At 47.2% G+C, this 17,500-nt stretch carries 13 protein-coding genes; 9 read left to right on the forward strand and 4 right to left on the reverse strand.

Annotation, left to right across the window (positions count from 1 at the left end):
• Positions 1-40: 40 nt before the first annotated feature.
• From ACSQ8P_RS03950 to ACSQ8P_RS03980, 7 genes are all read left to right on the forward strand, one after another.
• Positions 41-1,117 (forward strand): galactose ABC transporter substrate-binding protein, encoded by a 1,077-nt coding sequence (locus ACSQ8P_RS03950; protein ID WP_436233985.1) that lies wholly within the window; start codon positions 41-43, stop codon positions 1,115-1,117.
• A gap of 149 nt (positions 1,118-1,266) precedes the next feature.
• Entirely contained in the window at positions 1,267-2,784 is a 1,518-nt protein-coding gene (locus ACSQ8P_RS03955) for a sugar ABC transporter ATP-binding protein (protein WP_436233986.1), read from the forward strand.
• A gap of 18 nt (positions 2,785-2,802) precedes the next feature.
• On the forward strand, positions 2,803-3,834 hold the full coding sequence (gene mglC, locus ACSQ8P_RS03960; RefSeq protein ID WP_436233987.1) for a galactose/methyl galactoside ABC transporter permease MglC: 1,032 nt from the start codon (positions 2,803-2,805) through the stop codon (positions 3,832-3,834).
• Positions 3,835-3,919: 85 nt separating this feature from the next.
• On the forward strand, positions 3,920-5,653 hold the full coding sequence (locus ACSQ8P_RS03965) for a methyl-accepting chemotaxis protein (RefSeq protein ID WP_436233988.1): 1,734 nt from the start codon (positions 3,920-3,922) through the stop codon (positions 5,651-5,653).
• A 699-nt stretch (positions 5,654-6,352) separates the two neighbouring features.
• Positions 6,353-7,093, forward strand: a complete 741-nt coding sequence (locus tag ACSQ8P_RS03970) for a hypothetical protein (protein WP_436233989.1) — start codon at positions 6,353-6,355, stop codon at positions 7,091-7,093.
• Positions 7,094-7,109: 16 nt separating this feature from the next.
• Positions 7,110-8,795 (forward strand): VWA domain-containing protein, encoded by a 1,686-nt coding sequence (locus tag ACSQ8P_RS03975; RefSeq protein WP_436233990.1) that lies wholly within the window; start codon positions 7,110-7,112, stop codon positions 8,793-8,795.
• Between the two features lie 30 nt (positions 8,796-8,825).
• A complete protein-coding gene (locus ACSQ8P_RS03980) occupies positions 8,826-9,965 on the forward strand; it encodes a toxic anion resistance protein (protein ID WP_436233991.1) in 1,140 nt (379 codons plus the stop codon).
• Between the two features lie 73 nt (positions 9,966-10,038).
• Here the strand turns inward: ACSQ8P_RS03980 and ACSQ8P_RS03985 are convergent, their stop codons facing one another.
• From ACSQ8P_RS03985 to ACSQ8P_RS04000, 4 genes are read right to left on the reverse strand one after another with little or no spacing between them, the layout of a single operon-like run.
• Entirely contained in the window at positions 10,039-10,503 is a 465-nt protein-coding gene (locus ACSQ8P_RS03985) for a RidA family protein (protein ID WP_028557558.1), read from the reverse strand.
• 40 nt (positions 10,504-10,543) lie between these two features.
• On the reverse strand, positions 10,544-12,148 hold the full coding sequence (locus ACSQ8P_RS03990) for an N-acyl-D-amino-acid deacylase family protein (protein WP_436233992.1): 1,605 nt from the start codon (positions 12,146-12,148) through the stop codon (positions 10,544-10,546).
• A 28-nt stretch (positions 12,149-12,176) separates the two neighbouring features.
• Entirely contained in the window at positions 12,177-13,286 is a 1,110-nt protein-coding gene (locus ACSQ8P_RS03995) for an alanine racemase (RefSeq protein ID WP_436233993.1), read from the reverse strand.
• Positions 13,283-13,945 carry a helix-turn-helix transcriptional regulator gene (locus ACSQ8P_RS04000; RefSeq protein ID WP_436233994.1) on the reverse strand — a complete coding sequence of 221 codons (663 nt, stop codon included), beginning with the start codon at positions 13,943-13,945 and terminating at the stop codon, positions 13,283-13,285. Before ACSQ8P_RS04000 ends, ACSQ8P_RS03995 begins: the two co-directional genes overlap by 4 nt.
• A 204-nt stretch (positions 13,946-14,149) precedes the next feature.
• Here ACSQ8P_RS04000 and ACSQ8P_RS04005 point away from each other — a divergent pair, with 204 nt between their 5' ends.
• Positions 14,150-15,946: a cache domain-containing sensor histidine kinase gene (locus tag ACSQ8P_RS04005; protein ID WP_436233995.1), complete on the forward strand. Its 1,797-nt coding sequence runs from the start codon at positions 14,150-14,152 to the stop codon at positions 15,944-15,946.
• Positions 15,943-17,499: a response regulator transcription factor gene (locus ACSQ8P_RS04010; protein ID WP_436233996.1), complete on the forward strand. Its 1,557-nt coding sequence runs from the start codon at positions 15,943-15,945 to the stop codon at positions 17,497-17,499. The genes ACSQ8P_RS04005 and ACSQ8P_RS04010 overlap by 4 nt, the downstream gene beginning before the upstream one ends.
• The last annotated feature ends 1 nt before the right edge of the window (position 17,500 follow it).

Consider the following 17,500-nt stretch of genomic DNA (forward strand, 5'->3'; position numbering starts at 1 on the left):
AATGTAAACAAACAACATACCTTTTAGGGAGGGTCTTATCTTGAAAAAATTACTTACACTTGCCGTAGCAGGCGCATTAGTGGCAACCGTTGCAGGTTGTGGAAATAAAACAGAAACTCCAGCAGCGTCAACAGCTCCAGCTGCTTCTACAGGTGCAGCGGCAACGACAGCTCCAGCAGCTGGTAAAAAACCAACAATCGGTGTTGCGATCTATAAATTTGACGATACGTTCATGTCTGGTGTTCGTGCAGCGATCTCCGATGCAGCGAAAGATAAAGCGACTGTTGATATCGTAGACAGCCAAAACTCCCAACCAACACAAAACGATAAAGTTGACCTTTTCATCACGAAAAAAGTTAATGCACTTGCGATCAACGCGGTTGACCGTACAGCTGCTGGGGTTATCATCGATAAAGCCAAAACAGCGAACATTCCAGTTGTCTTCTTGAACCGTGAGCCGCTTGCTGACGACATGAAGAAATGGGATAAAGTTTACTACGTAGGCGCTAAAGCTGAGCAATCCGGAACAATGGAAGGCCAACTATTGGTTGACTACTTCAAAGCTCACCCAGAAGCTGATAAAAACAAAGACGGTAAAATTCAATACGTTATGCTTAAAGGCGAGCCAGGACACCAAGATGCTGAGCTTCGTACGAAGTTCTCCATCCAAGCAATTACAGATGCTGGTATGGGTGTAGAAAAAGTAGCAGAAGATACAGCTATGTGGGACCGTGTTAAAGGTCAAGAGAAAATGGCAGCATTCCTAGCTTCCAGCGAAAGCAAAATCGAAGCTGTTCTTGCGAACAACGATGATATGGCGCTTGGTGCAATCGAAGCTTTGAAAGCAAAAGGCTATTTCAAAGACAACAAATTCCTTCCAGTTGTTGGTGTAGATGCAACAGCTCCAGCTCTACAAGCACTTAGCGATGGAACGCTTCTTGGAACAGTTCTAAACGATGCGAAAAACCAAGGTGCAGCAACAACTAGCGTAGCAGCAGCTCTTGCTAACGGTCTTGTACCAAGCAAAGAAACAACTGGCTATGATGTAACTGATGGTAAATATGTTTGGATTTCCTACAAAAAAATCACAAAAGCTAACATGAACGAAGCGAAGTAATTGTGAGAATGGGCAAGAGAGGCGATATGTGAGTAGCAATCGCGCTTTTGCCTTCCTTTTTTGGAAACCCGTGCAAAGATAAAGAGAAATAAGCTTCGAATAAAGGCTTCACTTTGTGGGGATTATCGTGAGCTGTAGGGGGAGTTACCATGACTGTACATGACTATTTATTGGAAATGAATCAAATCTCCAAAGAGTTCCCCGGCGTCAAAGCGCTGGATAATGTCACCCTCAAAGTTCGTCCAGGAAGCGTTCATGCGCTGATGGGAGAGAACGGTGCGGGGAAATCGACGCTCATGAAATGCTTGTTCGGCATTTATAAGCCCGATGGTGGAGAAATTAAGCTTAATGGCGAAGTCGCTTCAATTACGAACTCCAAAGATGCGTTAGCGAATGGTATTTCGATGATTCACCAAGAGCTTCACCCCATTCCACATCGTAATGTGATGGAGAACATTTGGTTAGGCAGATTTCCGCTAAAAGGTATCGGACCTTTGAAATTAGTGGACCACAAAAAAATGCGTACAGATACAGAGAGTTTGTTCAAACAACTCCAAATGGATATTAAGCCGGATACACTGGTTGGTACCTTATCGGTATCCAAAGTGCAATCCATTGAAATTGCCAAGGCTGTTTCTTTCAATTCGAAAGTCATTGTTATGGATGAGCCGACTTCCTCTCTTACGGGTAACGAAGTTGAGCAGTTGTTTCGCATCATTCGCGATCTGAAGAGCCGCGGTGTTTCGATCATCTATATTTCACATAAAATGGAAGAGATTTTGGAGATTTCGGACGAAGTAACGATTATGCGTGATGGTACCAAAATTGGTACATGGGCATCTTCCGAGCTTACCACAGATATGATCATCTCGAAGATGGTCGGACGTGATTTGAAAGAGCGTTTCCCTGAGCGCAGTAATGTGCCAGAAGGCGTATTGATGAAGGTTGAGGACCTAACTTCGGTTGTTCCGAAATCGTTCAAGAATGTGTCTTTTGAGTTGAAAAAGGGTGAGATTCTCGGTGTTGGCGGCCTTGTTGGGGCACAACGTACTGAGTTGATTGAATCCTTGTTCGGGATGAGAGGCGTTGCTTCAGGAAGCATCTCTATTCATGGGAAACCTGTGAAGCTGAAATCGCCGATGGATGCAATCAAGCAGAAGATAGCGTTGCTGACGGAAGAGCGTCGTGTAACAGGTATTTTCCCAGTGTTATCGGTTTTGGAGAACACGGTCATTGCCAATTTGGGACGATACATGAATCCATTAGGCTTCATTCAAGAAGCGAAACGTAAAGCAGAAGTTAAACAAAGCATCGAAATGCTACGCGTGAAAACGCCGAATATGCATGCGCTGATTAAGAACTTGTCCGGTGGTAATCAACAAAAGGTTTTGCTGGCCAGATGGCTGTTGACTGAACCTGATGTACTTCTTCTCGATGAACCGACTCGGGGAATTGACGTAGGAGCGAAATTTGAGATTTACTCCATCATTGCTGACCTTGCGAAGCAGGGGAAAAGTATTATCATGATCTCTTCTGAAATGCCCGAGCTTCTTGGGATGTCAGACCGAATTATGGTTATGTGTGAGGGACGTCTTACGGGCATTGTAGAAGGAAAAAAAGCAACAGAAGAAGAGATTATGCGCCTTGCTGCACAGCATATGGCATAATGGAGGGGGCCTAGAACCATGACTACAAAAACAGAAACATTGAAATCCAGAGACCTTAGCGGGTTCATTACCAAATACGCTATCTACATCGTACTAGTTGTTCTAGTTATTGGGATCGCGATTTATGATCCACGCTTTTTATCCGTAAGTATCTTACGTGATATCTTATTGCAGTCATCCACTCGTGTTATTATTGCGTTGGGTGCAGCGTTCATTCTGATCACGGGCGGAACGGATTTATCCGCAGGGCGAATTGTTGGTTTATCCGCGGTAATCTCCGCATCTATGCTCCAAACAGAAGAGTATGGCAGAAGATTTTTCCCTGACTTACCGCAATTGCCAATGATTGTTCCGATTGCGATTGCAGTTGTAGCGGGATTAGTAGTTGGATTAATTAATGGGATTGTCGTTGCTAAGTTCCGAGTCCCGCCATTTATTGCGACACTAGGAACGATGGTAGCTGTATACGGTGCGAACTCCTTGTACTTCGATATGAAGCCAAACCAATCACAACCAATCGGTGGTCTTCGTCCTGATTTCAGTAGTCTAGGAACGGGATCCATTGGCTCCAGCGCTACCTACTCGATTCCTTATATCGTTATTTTCGCGATTGTCGTTTCGGTTATTGTATGGATCGTATTTAATAAAACAAAGCTTGGCAAATATATGTACGCGATTGGCGGCAACATTCACGCGGCTGTCGTTTCTGGGATTAACGTAAATCGTTACTTGATCTATATCTATGCGATTGCAGGTGCACTTTACGGACTTGCAGGGGTTTTGGAAGCAGCAAGAACGGGTGGAGCAACGAATAACTACGGTAACATGTACGAGCTTGATGCGATCGCAGCTTGCGTTGTCGGCGGTGTATCAACTTCAGGTGGTATCGGTACAGTACCAGGTGTTCTTGCAGGGGTATTGATCTTCAGTGTTATCAACTACGGTTTGACGTTTATCGGAATTAGCCCATACTGGCAGTTGATTATCAAAGGTGTGATCATCGTTGCTGCGGTAGCGTTTGATATGCGGAAATATATGAATTCGAAGTAAGCTTAAGAGGCTGTCGAGATTATCGGCAGCCTTTTATCTTCGAGTATGTTGTAAGCGTTTACGAATCAGTGGGGGGAATAGAACAATGAATACAAATTACAACAGACCTGACTGGAAGAAGCGACTCCTATTTATTTCTTTACAAACGAAGCTGGTGGGGGCTTTTGTTCTCGTCTCTTTGCTCGTTGGGATCACGAGTGGATTATCTTACATGTATATTAAACAAGTGGACAACTCCTACACGGAGCTGCTCGACACGAATGTGAGACTGCTCCAGGAAGTTGCGGAAATTAAAGAAAAAACACAGATGCAAACAAGCTTATTGTTTGGGTATGTATTGGATCCGACGAAAGACAGGGAAAAGCGTTTAACGGATATGAATGCGACGCTCACTTCGATCATTACCAAAATGAAGGATAATAATGGGAATGAGGAGGAACAATCCGCAGTTGGGGCCATGCTGGAGGCGAATCAAACCTTTGCTAGGCTGGTTCAAAAGGTAGTAGCTTACGGAGAAAAAGGAGATACGTCCTTGGCCAAGGCGGAAGCCATGCAGTGGGCAATTCCAACAACGGAAACATTGACGCAAGCGGCGGCTAAAATTGAAGAGCTAGAGGCGGTCATCCAGGCAGATGCTTCTGCTCAGAATCATCAGACCGTTGTATCGACGATACAGACGCTGATATGGGTGAGTGGCGCGGCGTTAGTCTTCGCACTAGCTTTGGGAATCTTCGTATCGCGCTCGATTGTTAAGCCAGTACGAACGATGGTGAGAGCGGCAGAGCGAATCGCGAATTGCGATTTAACCATGGGCGATATCGGGGTGAAAAGCCGCGACGAGTTGAGTGATTTGGCGACAGCTTTCAATCAGATGAAAGGCAATCTGCAGGGCTTGATTCGCCAAGTAGGTAATAGTGCGGAACAGGTAGCTGCGGCTTCGGAAGAGCTTAGTACGAATTCCAATCAGGTTAGTGAGTTATCGGAGCGGATCACGGGTACAATTCAAATCATTTCACAGGGCACGGATGCACAGGTAGGCAGTGTACATCAAGGTGTTGCCATCATGGAAGAAATGTCAGCAGGGGTTACGCAGATTGCTAGTGTGACGAAAACGGCGAATAAGCAGTCTTTGTTTGCGCAGCAGGAGGCGGGGGAGGGAACTGTGGCGATTGAGACTGCGATGTTGCAAATGAAGGCTATCCATCGGAAGATGGATGAATTGGCTGTCTCGGTCGATCGATTAAGCGGCCGTTCGGAGAAAATCGTCAACGCGAACGCGATGATCGCTGGTATTGCGCGGCAGACGAATATGCTGGCGCTCAATGCTTCGATTGAAGCGGCACGGGCAGGCGCCGCGGGCAAGGGGTTTGCTGTGGTTGCGGAGGAAGTCCGCAAGCTGTCCATGCAGACCGGCGCAGCGGCGGAGGAAGTGGCTTCTCTCGTGACGAGTATCCAGGAGGAAACGAGGGACGTTATGCGCTCCACTGAAGCGGGCAGCCGCGAGGTGGAGACGGGGCTTGAGGTCGTCGGCGAAGCGGGAGCGATGTTCCGACGTATTCGTTCGGCGATGGACGAGGTCGCTCGGCAGATCGAGGAAGTGGCGAGCTGCTCGGAGGTCATCTCCGAGAAGACGCTCGTCGCCGTTGGCGTAATTCGCGCCATCGACGAGGTGGCCGGGCAGACGGCTGCGGGCGCGAAGAACGTCTCCGCCAACATCGAGGGGCAGTACGCGAGCATGGAGGAGATCGTCTCCTCCGCGACGGTGCTGAGTAGCATGGCTGCGGAACTGCAGGGGTTGATTGGGCGGTTTCGGGTGTAAAACATTACTATCCATATTTTTACATGTATAGTATAATCATAGTAATCAAATGGTGGTGGAGATCACCCCTGACTGGCAAGCGTATTTATACGCTGCCGGTCAGGGGTTTTTGCATTCACCTGTCTTCACATGAGGTTGTAGAAATATGAGGCAAGTATTGCTATATGATACACCTGATGAGTTCGCTTGCTACCATCTGTCCCCAATTCGCTAAACTCGGTGAAACGGACTCGAAAGGGAACGAAGATGCCTTATTTGGCCGAAATCGAACGAAACGAGACACAAGTGGAACGTAAAGGCACTATTTGGTCAAATTTCGAGAGATATAACGATTTTCAAAGAAATAAGATACTGTAGTTCCCTTTGGATGACGATTTCACCTCTTTCCCCGCAAATAGAGCATCCTCGTTCCCTCTTCGTGGAAGGACTTAAGGGACAACCCCGATTATTTTGGGCACGTAGTAAGGGGGAGCGCTCTAACGGGGATCATAGTGCTGCTAAAGGGAACCATGTTCCGCAATTATCTGATTTTGAGCTTTTATAGACAAATAGAGGATCTACGTTCCGCAACTTTGGTATGGAGGAAATACTTCGATTGAAGAACAGAAAGCAGATATGTCCTATATGTCCTGCATATAATCTAATATCAGCATGCTCGGTTCAGATTTGAATTTGCGAAGAGAGGAGTTATTCCCTTTGATGGAAGCTGCAAGTAAAATAATAAAATTATTTGTGCTAACGAGTGGGGTCGCCTTGTTTGATATTGTCATGCTTTCACCGGGATTGCTAGGGATAGGAATCGGACACAGTGCGTTGCAAACGGCACTCACCGTATCTATTTTGCTCGGAAGCACCCTAGTACTGCTATTCGGCATTTATAGTGTAGTCATGAAGCCTACCGTTCGACTCCCTGCAAAACAGATGAAGAGCCCTGAAGATTTGGAAGGTGCTTTGAAACAATGCAAAGGTGTGAAATCCCTAGCGCAGGAAATTGCGCTTGCCTTGCACCAACTGGAGCGAATGCGCAAAAAACAAGAGACATTACGAAGTGTCCTCATCCAGAGGTTTGAACCGAGCGGACTTAGCTTTCAGAAATTTGCTTCTACGACGCAAGAGGTGGAGAAGTTATTTTTTCACAATATACGGAGTATGATAAACCGTCTCCATGTGTTCGATGAAGAGGAGTTTCAAAGTATCTCCAAACAGAATACGAGCCAGTTGTCTCCCGAGCTTTTTCAAGAAAAAAGAACCGTGTATAAAGCACATATGTCGTTTGTTAAAACCGCTTTACATATAAATGAAGAGATTTTGCTCAAATTGGATAAGTTGCTGTTAGAAATTTCTCGACTTGATAGTTGGGAGATTGGTGATATTGGGCAAATGCCTGGCATGCAAGAGATTGATGCTTTGATTAAGCAAACACAATTCTACAAACAGTAGAGGTGGTGCTCAAAACATGAATAAAACGAAGTTCTTCTTTATATCGCTACTTATAATCATTATTGTATTTATCGGTGTATATGCTGGCGTTTCTTTCACAGCCAATTTTGGAAAATCCCAAACGCAAGTGACAGCGGAGAGTGCCGTAAAGCAGTTGAACAAGTTAAATGAGAAAATCTCAGTGGTGAACGGAACGCCAGTGAAAGGACAGATTGATATTAATCCAGCCGATGTAGCTTCATCTCTGCCTGATATTTCGAAATTTCCAATTACGGTGAATAATACGACGGATTATTTCGTAGAAATTTTCTCTTCGACGGAGAAATCCGGTAGTGGTGTGGATGGTTGGTTAACAGATGTAGCGAATGAATTTAATAAAGCACAGATTGTGGTTAACGGGAAGACGGCCTCTGTAAAAATTCGTAATATTGCTTCTGGTACGGCGACGGACTATATCAAGTCAGGGAAGTATGTGCCAGATGCTTTTACACCTTCGAATGAGTTATGGGGAGAAATGATCAAATCTGGTGGTCCGAAAATACAACTAGTCACCAAGAGTCTGGTAGGAAATGTCCCTGGTATTGTGATTTCAAAGAAAAAATATGATGCCCTCGTTGCCAAATACGGATCCATCAATGTAAGTACAGTAACGCAAGCTATTTCAAATAATGAATTTGCCATGGGCTATACGGATCCTTTCGCGAGTTCAACCGGTCTCAATTTTCTCATAACAGCATTAAGTACATTTGATAATAAAAACCCAATTAGTGAGAAGGCCGTTCTAGAATTTGAGAAATTTCAAACGAACGTGCCCTTTATTGCATCTACAACCATTCAAATGCGAGATGCTGCGAAGTCAGGGATGCTGGATGGCTTCGTACTGGAATACCAGACCTTCCAGAATGCGGCGGAGCTTACGAATGACTACGTGTTTACATCTTTTGGATATAGACACGATAGCCCACTCTATGCCATTGGTGATTTGCCGATCGTGAAACTTGATGTGATTAAACGATTTGCTGAATTTGTTACACAGGCAAAATATCAACAAACAGCTAAGGATAAAGGGTTTAATGGGCTCGAAAATTACAAGAGTGAACTCCCTGCGATAGATGGAAATACCCTTTCTTCTGCTCAAAAGGTTTGGAAAGAAAAGAAGAACGGAAGCAAGCCGCTTGCAGCTGTTTTTGTTACGGATGTATCTGGCAGCATGGACGGTAAACCCATTAGTCGATTGAAAGAGTCGCTGCTCAAAGGTCAGAAATACCTTGGCAAGGAAAATAGAATTGGTCTCGTATCCTATTCGAATGGGGTGACGATCAATCTTCCCATTGCCAAGTACGATACCAATCAGCAATCGCTGTTTGTGGGTACTGTAGGTACGCTCCAAGCAGGGGGAGGAACAGCGACGTTTGATGCCATTGCCGTTGCAATGAAAATGCTGCAAGACTATATGGCAGCAGATCCGAACGTGAAACCGATCATCTTCGTATTGAGTGATGGGGAAACCAATGCAGGACATTCCTTGAAGGACATTCGAGGATTGATCGAGACGTTGCAGATTCCCATCTATACCATTGGTTATAATGCCGATATTGCGGCACTTCAGAGTATTTCCAGTATCAATGAGGCGGCGAGCATTAATGCGGACACGGATGATGTTGTTTATAAAATCAGTAATTTGCTCAACGTCCAGATGTAAGGTTAATTTACCTTTTGAGGGGGAGTTAGGATGTCATTCTCGATGGAAATTGCTGGCGACGAGGTGCTCAAAGCAGTTGTAGAGGAACAAGTGAAGCCTGTTCCAGAGGAAGTTGTTAAGCTGAAAGCGCAAGCCGAACAGAATGTGCAGACGATTATGGATATCGATCTCGATTCGCTGGAGAAACGCAAAAATATTTTGGCTGCGGTAGAAAACTTCGGTATCGAGACGATGCGAGCCTCCTCACAGAAAAATGCCTTACTCCAAGTAACGATAGGGCAGCTTTCGAAGGCAGGTGACGAGGGAGGAATCGTTGCCAAAGGATTAGGGGAGCTGCACCTCCAAATGAAGGACCTCGATCCAAGTGGGATCGACTTTGTCAAACGCGGGTTTCTAGGGAAGTTTTTTAACCCACTGCGATCCTACTTCCATCAGTTTGATAAGGCAGATATGGTCATTGCCGAGATTATCGAGACGCTAAGTAAAGGGAAATTAGGGTTGAAGGATGATAATACGACACTTCTTCTCGAACAGCATGCACTGCGTGATCTTACCAAAAAGCTCCGTAAGGAGATCCAGTTGGTTTCCTATATGGATGAATCCATTGAAGCTCAAATCGCCCTTGCCAAAGCCCGAAATGATGACCCTGAGAAAATTCAATTCATTACAGAAGAGGTGCTTTTTCCACTTCGTCAGAGGACGCTCGATATGCAAGCGATGATGGCGGTCAATCAACAAGGCTTCATTACCTTCGAGGTTGTTATCCGAAATAATAAGGAACTTATTCGTGGGGTGGATCGTGCAAGTACAGTAACGGTTGCAGCTCTGCGCGTCGCGGTTACGGCGGCTAGTGCGCTAGCCAATCAGCGAGTGGTGCTGAAACAACTTAATGCTTTGTACAATACAACGAATACGTTCATTGAACATACGGGACAAATGTTGAAGCAACAAGGTGTGGAAATTCACAAAGGCGCCATTGAGGCCAGTATTTCAGCAGAATCACTCAAAAAAGCATTCGCTGACAGCTTTGAAGCCTTGCAGGCGATCAGTACCTATAAGCAAGAAGCGCTTCCGAAAATGCGTGAAACGATTACCCAATTCCGTGAGCTAGCTGAAACCGGAGAGAAGCAGATTCTGCGGCTGGAAAGAGGCGCGGCAGTGGGTTTATAAGGAAAGGAACCTCGGACTTATTAAAGTCTAAGGTTCCTTTTTTGTTAGGGGCGCGTTCGTGCTCCATCTATTCCTAGTCGCGAATTTCAACGATCAACTCAATTTCCACAGGTGTGTGGAAAGGTAGATCACTCGTGCCGATCGCGGAGCGGGCATGCTTGCCATTTTCGCCAAAGATCTCTACGAGCAGATTGGATGCACCGTTGATCACATAAGGCTGGTCGCCAAAGCCAGATTCGCTGTTGACGAAGCCGAGCATTTTAACGATTTTGACAACACGGTCCAAATCGCCAAGGTACCCTTTCATCACCGCTAAGCAGTTGATAATGGTTTGACGAGCAGCCTCTTGGCCTTGCTCAATGGTGACTTCACGACCGAGTTTACCTTCATACATCAACTCACCGTTGATACGGCAATCTTGGCCGGACAAGTAGATCAAGTTACCTGTTTGATTGCATGGAATATACGTGAAACGCGGTTCTGGGGATGGGGGTAGCGTGATACCAAGCTCTTGCAAACGTTGTTCAATAACGGACATAGGAATGACCTCCAAGTCAAAGTTAGGTTTTATTAAAAAATTAATGACGACAGCAATGCTGTGCGCGAATAAAGCTGCCTTCTCGTGCATGCGTGTGTTGACCGCCGGTCAACGATAAGGCGCCATTCACAACAACATGCGAGATACCATCCGGATACTGTCTCGGATTCTCGAACGTCGCATGATCCTGAATGGTATCCGGATTGAACACCGCCACATCAGCGATGTAGCCAGGAACAATCAGCCCTCGCTTACCCAGCTTGAAGCGCTGAACAGGGAACGACGTCACTTTGCGTACCGCCTGTTCCAGGGTCAAGATACGATTTTCGCGGACGTACTTCGCAAATACACGAGGGAACGTCCCGTATAAGCGTGGGTGCGGCTTTCCAGTATCACAAGTGAGACTATCTGATGCAATGAGCGATTTATCGTAAGCAACAACTTGCTTCACATCTTCGTCAGACATATGGAAGTAGACGATGGAGATGCGGCCTTCTTCTTCCAAAAGGAGATCCATCATACATTCCGCGGGCTCCTGCCCGCGAATTTCGCTGATCTCGGCAAGGTGCTTGCCTTCGAGGTGGCGATTGCGCTCCGTGTGCATAGCGGAAAGGAATACGCTTTGCCAACCTGTGGAACAAACCAAGTTGTCCCACGTCGTCTGTTCGTGGCTCAATTCTTCGCGAACACGGGCACGAAGCGAAGGATCACGCAGCACTTCAAGCGCACTCTCGATACCGCCTTCGAGCACCCAAGGAGGAAGAATCGTCGTTAAGCTGGTGGAGCCTGCATTATACGGATACACATCACAAGTGACGTCCATGCCACGAGAGCGTGCATCTTCAATCAGCTCCAGCGCATCGGTGATTTGCCCCCAATTGCGCTTGCCTGCAGCTTTGAGATGTGAGATGTGTAGGGAAACGCCAGCTTTCTCGGCAATCCAAATGACTTCCTTCACAGAAGGTAACAGATTGTTCCCTTCACCGCGAATGTGCGTGGAGAATAGTCCGTTATATTTCGGTAAAACGGAGCAGAGTTCCGCAATTTCTTCTTTGCTCGTGTAGCTGCCTGGTGCGTAGAGCAGCCCGATGGAGAAGCCAATTGCCCCGGCCTTCAGGCCATCTTCGAGCATTGCCTTCATCTGTGCGATTTCGGGCCCAGTTGCTGGCCGATTGGCGAAGCCCATCACCGCAATACGCAGTGCGCCATGCGCCACATAGGTGGCCATATGCTCAGATGGACGTGAGCTCGCGACGGCATCCATATATTCCGCAACCGTTTCCCATGGCCATTGCCATTTGGTCTGACCTAGCACCGGCTGAACATAACTTTGGAGAAGCTCAGCTTGGGATGGCACGAAGGGAGCAGGAGCAAGCCCGCAGTTGCCGACGACTTCGGCCGTAACGCCTTGACGCATTTTGATTTCACTATGCGGATAATCGAAAATCATTAGATCGGAATGGCAATGGCCATCAATAAAGCCAGGTGAGATCACTTGCTTGTTCACATCGATGACCTTCAAAGCATCCTCTTGAAGCTGACCAACAGCGACGATTTTATTGCCTTGGATGCCAACATCGCCAGCAAACCAAGGATTACCAGTGCCATCGACGATGCGTCCGTTTTTCAAAATAAGATCCAACATGATGGGGCACCTCCTAAATTTATTCCAACTATTCCAGCATGCCTCGTGCAAGCACAGGCACGCGTTCAAATATGTCAACACGCTGCATCACAACATGATTGTGCAGGTTAACCGTACTGCAAATATGATTCGGAATAATGCGCAGCTGGTCGCCGACTTTCAGGTCAGCGGCTTGCGCCAGTGGGCCAAGCTCCACCATGCCATGCTCTTCGGTCATCCGCACGAGAAGCGCATCTTCCAGGCCATGAATATGGCCGAAGCCGCGCAGCTGCAAGGGATGCGTGCCTGGCTGCACATCGGTCGCGAAGGTTTTGCTGCCGCCGTCGACGATCGCCAGATCCGCCGAAGGACGGCTGACGACCGTGACAAGCACGCTGCCAGCGCAGTCATCGAGCTCGCAGACGCCAAGCTGCGCCTGCATCCGGTCTTGATAGACGTAGGTGCCGGGACGAACTTCCGTCACCCCTTCAACTGCCGCCGCATACAGTGCCGTCGGCGTCGAGCCCACACTGACATCCGCGATGGCGATGCCCGCGGCTCTAAGGCGGTCAGCGAGGTCAACCATCAGCTGACCTTCTTCCAAACCGGCGGCCGCCACGTCGAGCGTGGGCTTGCCGGCAAGCAAGGCGCCGCGGAACGTGTAGATGCCGGTCAGCCGCAGGTACGGCATACCCGCAATCTCCATGGCAAGCGCGGCGGCCGCCTCATACGGCACACCGGTTCTGCGCAGCCCGGTGTCAATCTCTAACCGAACCTGCAGCGTATGACCCTGCTTGGCCGCGATCTGCTCCATCAGCTGAGCACCGGCTAAGCTGTCCACACCAACGATAAGCTCAATCTGCTCGCTAATGCGAATAGCACGTTCGATTTTGCTCGCCGTCACAAGGGGATAGGCGATGAAGATATTGCGAATCCCATGCGCTGCCATAACTTCGGCTTCTGACACTTTCGCCACAGTGATACCAATAGCACCGGCGTCAATTTGTTGCTGAGCGACCGATGGGAGCTTGTGCGTCTTCGCATGAGGTCGTAATTTCACACTGCGATGTTGCCCGACTCGTTCAGCCATGACTGCAATATTACGAGCCAATATGTCCGTATCAATGATGAGGCAAGGCGTTTCTAGGGAGATGGTCATAAGGATTCACTCTCTTTCGCATTACTTTTGCCTTCTTCCAGATGGCTGTACAGGGTATATTTGGAAATGTTGAGATACGTGCAAATTTTCTCGCCGCCTTTTTTAATCAGAAAAGCACCTTTGGCATCAAGAAGCTGAATCATTCGCATCTTATCGTCTTTGGTCATGACGGCAACAGGCTTGCCGATGACCTCTTGTGCTTCTTGAATGAGTGCATCCAGCAGATCACTAACACTCGTAACGAACGATTCCCTCACCTCGGCTTGTTCACCAGCAGGGTTAATGAGGTTTTTTAACGTTTTCTCAGCGACCATAAGATCCGTGATGTCCATGTTGATGCAGAGTGAACCGATGATTTTACCTGCTTTATTTTTCATATACATCGAGCTGGAGCGCAGAATGCGGCCGTCCTTCGTTTGGGTCAAATAGTTAAATTTGTTGCCGTTTACATGATTGCCTCGCAGCAGCTCAAGACCAAGATTCGTGCCGGGATCTCCGACCTTGCGTCCCGTGATGTGACCGTTTGCAATGGCGACGATGGAGCTTTCATATGACCCCGTCAAATCGTGTAGTACGACCTCGCAGTTCTCGCCGAATTGAGCGGCAAGGCCAGTCACCAAATCGGTCAAAAATACGAATTCATCCTGAATGGATTCCATACCGGTGATCCCCCCTTACAGGTTGTAGGTTATTCTGAGCAAAATGGTATCACAAACTTTTCGAATGTCAAACAAAAAGTTTGTTAGACTGAAAAAAAGTATGATTTTCCAGTATCGCTCATGATACTATGGTAAAAAGATCAAGGTATGTGGAATGCTAAGTGTTGCCAGAAGATGGATCGCTAGAAGAATGGAGGATTTCCTATGAAGCGGTGGTTTGCCAAATCACTCAATCGCAAGCTCTCATTGCTTATTTTATTCGCTGTTGTATTGCCATTACTTACGATGGGAACGGTCTCCTATCGGATTGCAACCTCAGTGACGGAGGATAAAGCGAAGCAAGCAGGGATGAATACCCTGAAGCAGATGACAGATAAGCTTGATTTTGTTATTCAGGACGTCGAGAACATGTCGATCTTTCTGATCGGTCAGCGGGATGTTCAGTCTTACCTAGGCAAGGAAGAAAGCGATATCAATTTATACTCGCAGCTTATCGCGACCTTATGGAACTTATCCTATTCGAAAAAGTATATTGCCAACATTACGATTACGCCGAAAAACAGCAATCCTGCGTTATTTACTACGACGATCATGAATTCAGGATTAGCGCCACTTTTGCAGCAGTACGAAACCGTGTATAAATCCGCTCCCAAATGGTGGTCACCGCTCTATGACATTCAAACCTCCGATGGTTTGCGAAAGGTGATTTCATTGGTTCGACCGATTCGGGATTTCAGCCTGTTCAAAACATTGGGCACCTTATCCTTTTCCCTAGATCAAGCGGAGATTGAACATTATTTGACGGAAGCGGGCTGGGAATCAAGTGGATTTGTAGTGCTGGTAGACGCGAGCAATCGCATCATTGCTGGTGGAGATCCCAAGTGGTTAATGCAAAATATGGCCGATGTATTCCCGGGCTTACAGGGACATAAGGAAACGAGCGGTGTCTCGAGTGTGCTGCAAGGGATGCATCCCTATACAGTTCTCTACAACGGACTTCCGCGTGTGGGTTGGCAGCTAGTCGGTTTCATTCCGACCGAGATTTATCAAAAGCAAAATGGCTTCGTTCTGACTGTAACGGCTGTTACCATCCTCATTGCGCTCTTGCTGGCGATGGCGCTGGTTATTTATTTCTTGCGATGGGTAACGAATCCGCTCATGAAATTGACCAAATATTTAAAAGACCTGAATCCTGATGAGACGATTCCTACGTTTGAAGTGAAAAGCGTGGATGAGGTTGGTCTGCTGGTTCACAGCTACAATAAGTTGAGTGATCGTATCAGTCGTCTGAAGGATCAAGTTCAGCTTAACGAAGCGATGAAGAAGGAGGCGGATATTATGGCGCTGCAAGCACAGATTAATCCGCACTTTTTATATAACACATTGTCGTCTATTCACTGGATTGCCTTGATGAATAAGGATCGACAAATTGCCGAGATGGTCGGTGCGCTCAGCGATTTCTTGCGTTTTAGCTTAAATAAGGGGGAGGAGTTTTGTGTTGTTCAGCAAGAGGTATCCCATGCACAGAACTATGCCTATATTCAGGCGATTCGGTTCCCAGACCAGTTCGAGATTGAGTTCTTTATCGATCCTGCGATGACGCAAAGTGTGATGCTAAAGCTGCTGCTTCAACCCTTGATTGAAAATAGTCTGATTCATGGCATTCAGAAGAAAAAAACCAAAGGACACATCTATGTTCATGGCGAGCTGCGTGAGCATGATATGAAATTTGTGGTGGAGGATACGGGAATCGGGATGGATGAAACGAAGCTGAGAGACATTCATGGACAGCTGGCTTTGGCCAATCAGAAGCTCGGTATTCGAAGTGAAGCGGATGAAGAGAGGAAGAAAGTTGTGACCAGCTATGGACTCATTAATGTTCATCGCAGGTTGCTGCTGCATTATGGAGCGGGGGCAGGCCTAGTTCTGGAAAGCCTACTTGGAACAGGTACTCGAATTACATTCCTAATTCCGCGTGAGAGGGGAGAGTCGTTGGTATGAGAATTCTGATCGTGGATGACGAGGTCATTATTCGGACCGGTCTATGTACCGTGATTGATTGGAAAGAGCTTGGGTTGGAGCTGCTGCCAGCAGCTTCATCAGCGGAAGAGGCTTTAGAGCGTATTCCGCATGAGAAGCCGCATATAGTTTTGACTGATATTCGGATGTCAGGGATGGACGGTATTGAACTTGCCCGGGAAATAAAGCTAATTCTACCGGATACGGAGATTGTTATTCTCACGGGGTATGATGATTTTAACTATGCGCAGCAGGCTTTGCGCGGCGGTGTAACGGATTATTTGCTGAAAACCAGCCGTCCGGAGGAAATCATTAAAGCTGCGCTGAAAGCGAAGCAGAATATCATGGATAAATGGGAGTCAGTGAAGCAGGACAATCGTAGACAAGCCGCGCTGCGCTCACAATTGCTGGAAAGGGCTTTGAATCGTGGCTTGCACAATGATGATGAGGCTCGCTCGCAACTTCACGAGTGGTTTCACAAAAATGGCGTCGATGTCGTGGCATCGGCGGAAGGCTTGGGGATTGTAAGGCAGGTGCTTCTTGTATCTTGTACGGGTTGGGTAACGTTTGCTAATCTGCTGCAAGGAGCCGCAGAGAATATGTTGTACGAGCTTCTCCCTTGTGTGACGCTGATGAATAAGGATCATTTCATATTGGTCGTCCGATACGAAGTTGGTGTAACGGATGCCGCGGGGCTTCTTAAGGCGCTTCAACGTGTCACCGAAACACTGAAATGCGCTGTTTTCGCTGCGCTTGGACCCGTTGCGCACGATGATGAGGGTCTGCGCGAGTCCTATCGTGCTGCCAAGGAAGTTTTCGCCTACCAGGGACTGCTAGGCTCAACTGGACTGTACACTCCCCAAGATATTCGAGATCGAAGCGGGAGTCGAACAGTTTGCACGGAGAAAGAGGAGTCAGAGCTTGCGGCGATTCTCATGAATGATAATGCGACGGACCTGAGACACTGGGTCAATCACAAGGTTCGCACACAGATGGAAGATACTGCGGCTACACCGCTTTCCGTCCAAGGGTATATACAGTCGCTGGTGGTAGCCGGTCACCGTTGGTTAGAGAGAGCCAGTACGACACAGCAGGATTTATCGGCACTAAGCGCACTCTCTAAGCTGGAGGGGGAAGGCCGTCCTGAAGAGGAAGTATTCAAGGTGCTGTCAGCAATCATGAACATCTTCCATCAAGGACTCGATCAGAATAAGTATGCGTACATCCATAAGGCGATTGCGTACATTCGGGATAATCTGCATCAGCCGATTTCACTCCAGCAAGTTGCAGGTTTCGTCCATATCAATCCTAATCATTTCAGTGAGGTATTCAAGCGGGAGACCGGCTGCACCTATATTGAGTTTGTTACTCGGGAACGTATGAAGCTAGCCACGGATATTGTACAGAGCACACAAATGAAAGTGAGCGATATTGCTAGACGAGTGGGTTATGAGGATATCAAATATTTTACTCAGCAGTTCAAAAAGTACACGGGAAGAACACCATCAGAATTTCGACAAGGTGGCAAAGACTGAA

It is taken from the genome of Paenibacillus sp. LjRoot153, assembly GCF_964253085.1.
Taxonomy (GTDB): domain Bacteria; phylum Bacillota; class Bacilli; order Paenibacillales; family NBRC-103111; genus Paenibacillus_E.

Coding starts and splice junctions, on each gene's coding strand:
- ACSQ8P_RS03955 (WP_436233986.1), top strand. CDS start 1,267: ATGACTGTACATGACTATTTATTGGAAATGAATCAAATCTCCAAAGAG.
- mglC (WP_436233987.1), top strand. CDS start 2,803: ATGACTACAAAAACAGAAACATTGAAATCCAGAGACCTTAGCGGGTTC.
- ACSQ8P_RS03965 (WP_436233988.1), top strand. CDS start 3,920: ATGAATACAAATTACAACAGACCTGACTGGAAGAAGCGACTCCTATTT.
- ACSQ8P_RS03970 (WP_436233989.1), top strand. CDS start 6,353: ATGGAAGCTGCAAGTAAAATAATAAAATTATTTGTGCTAACGAGTGGG.
- ACSQ8P_RS03975 (WP_436233990.1), top strand. CDS start 7,110: ATGAATAAAACGAAGTTCTTCTTTATATCGCTACTTATAATCATTATT.
- ACSQ8P_RS03980 (WP_436233991.1), top strand. CDS start 8,826: ATGTCATTCTCGATGGAAATTGCTGGCGACGAGGTGCTCAAAGCAGTT.
- ACSQ8P_RS03985 (WP_028557558.1), bottom strand. CDS start 10,503: ATGTCCGTTATTGAACAACGTTTGCAAGAGCTTGGTATCACGCTACCC.
- ACSQ8P_RS03990 (WP_436233992.1), bottom strand. CDS start 12,148: ATGTTGGATCTTATTTTGAAAAACGGACGCATCGTCGATGGCACTGGT.
- ACSQ8P_RS03995 (WP_436233993.1), bottom strand. CDS start 13,286: ATGACCATCTCCCTAGAAACGCCTTGCCTCATCATTGATACGGACATA.
- ACSQ8P_RS04000 (WP_436233994.1), bottom strand. CDS start 13,945: ATGGAATCCATTCAGGATGAATTCGTATTTTTGACCGATTTGGTGACT.
- ACSQ8P_RS04005 (WP_436233995.1), top strand. CDS start 14,150: ATGAAGCGGTGGTTTGCCAAATCACTCAATCGCAAGCTCTCATTGCTT.
- ACSQ8P_RS04010 (WP_436233996.1), top strand. CDS start 15,943: ATGAGAATTCTGATCGTGGATGACGAGGTCATTATTCGGACCGGTCTA.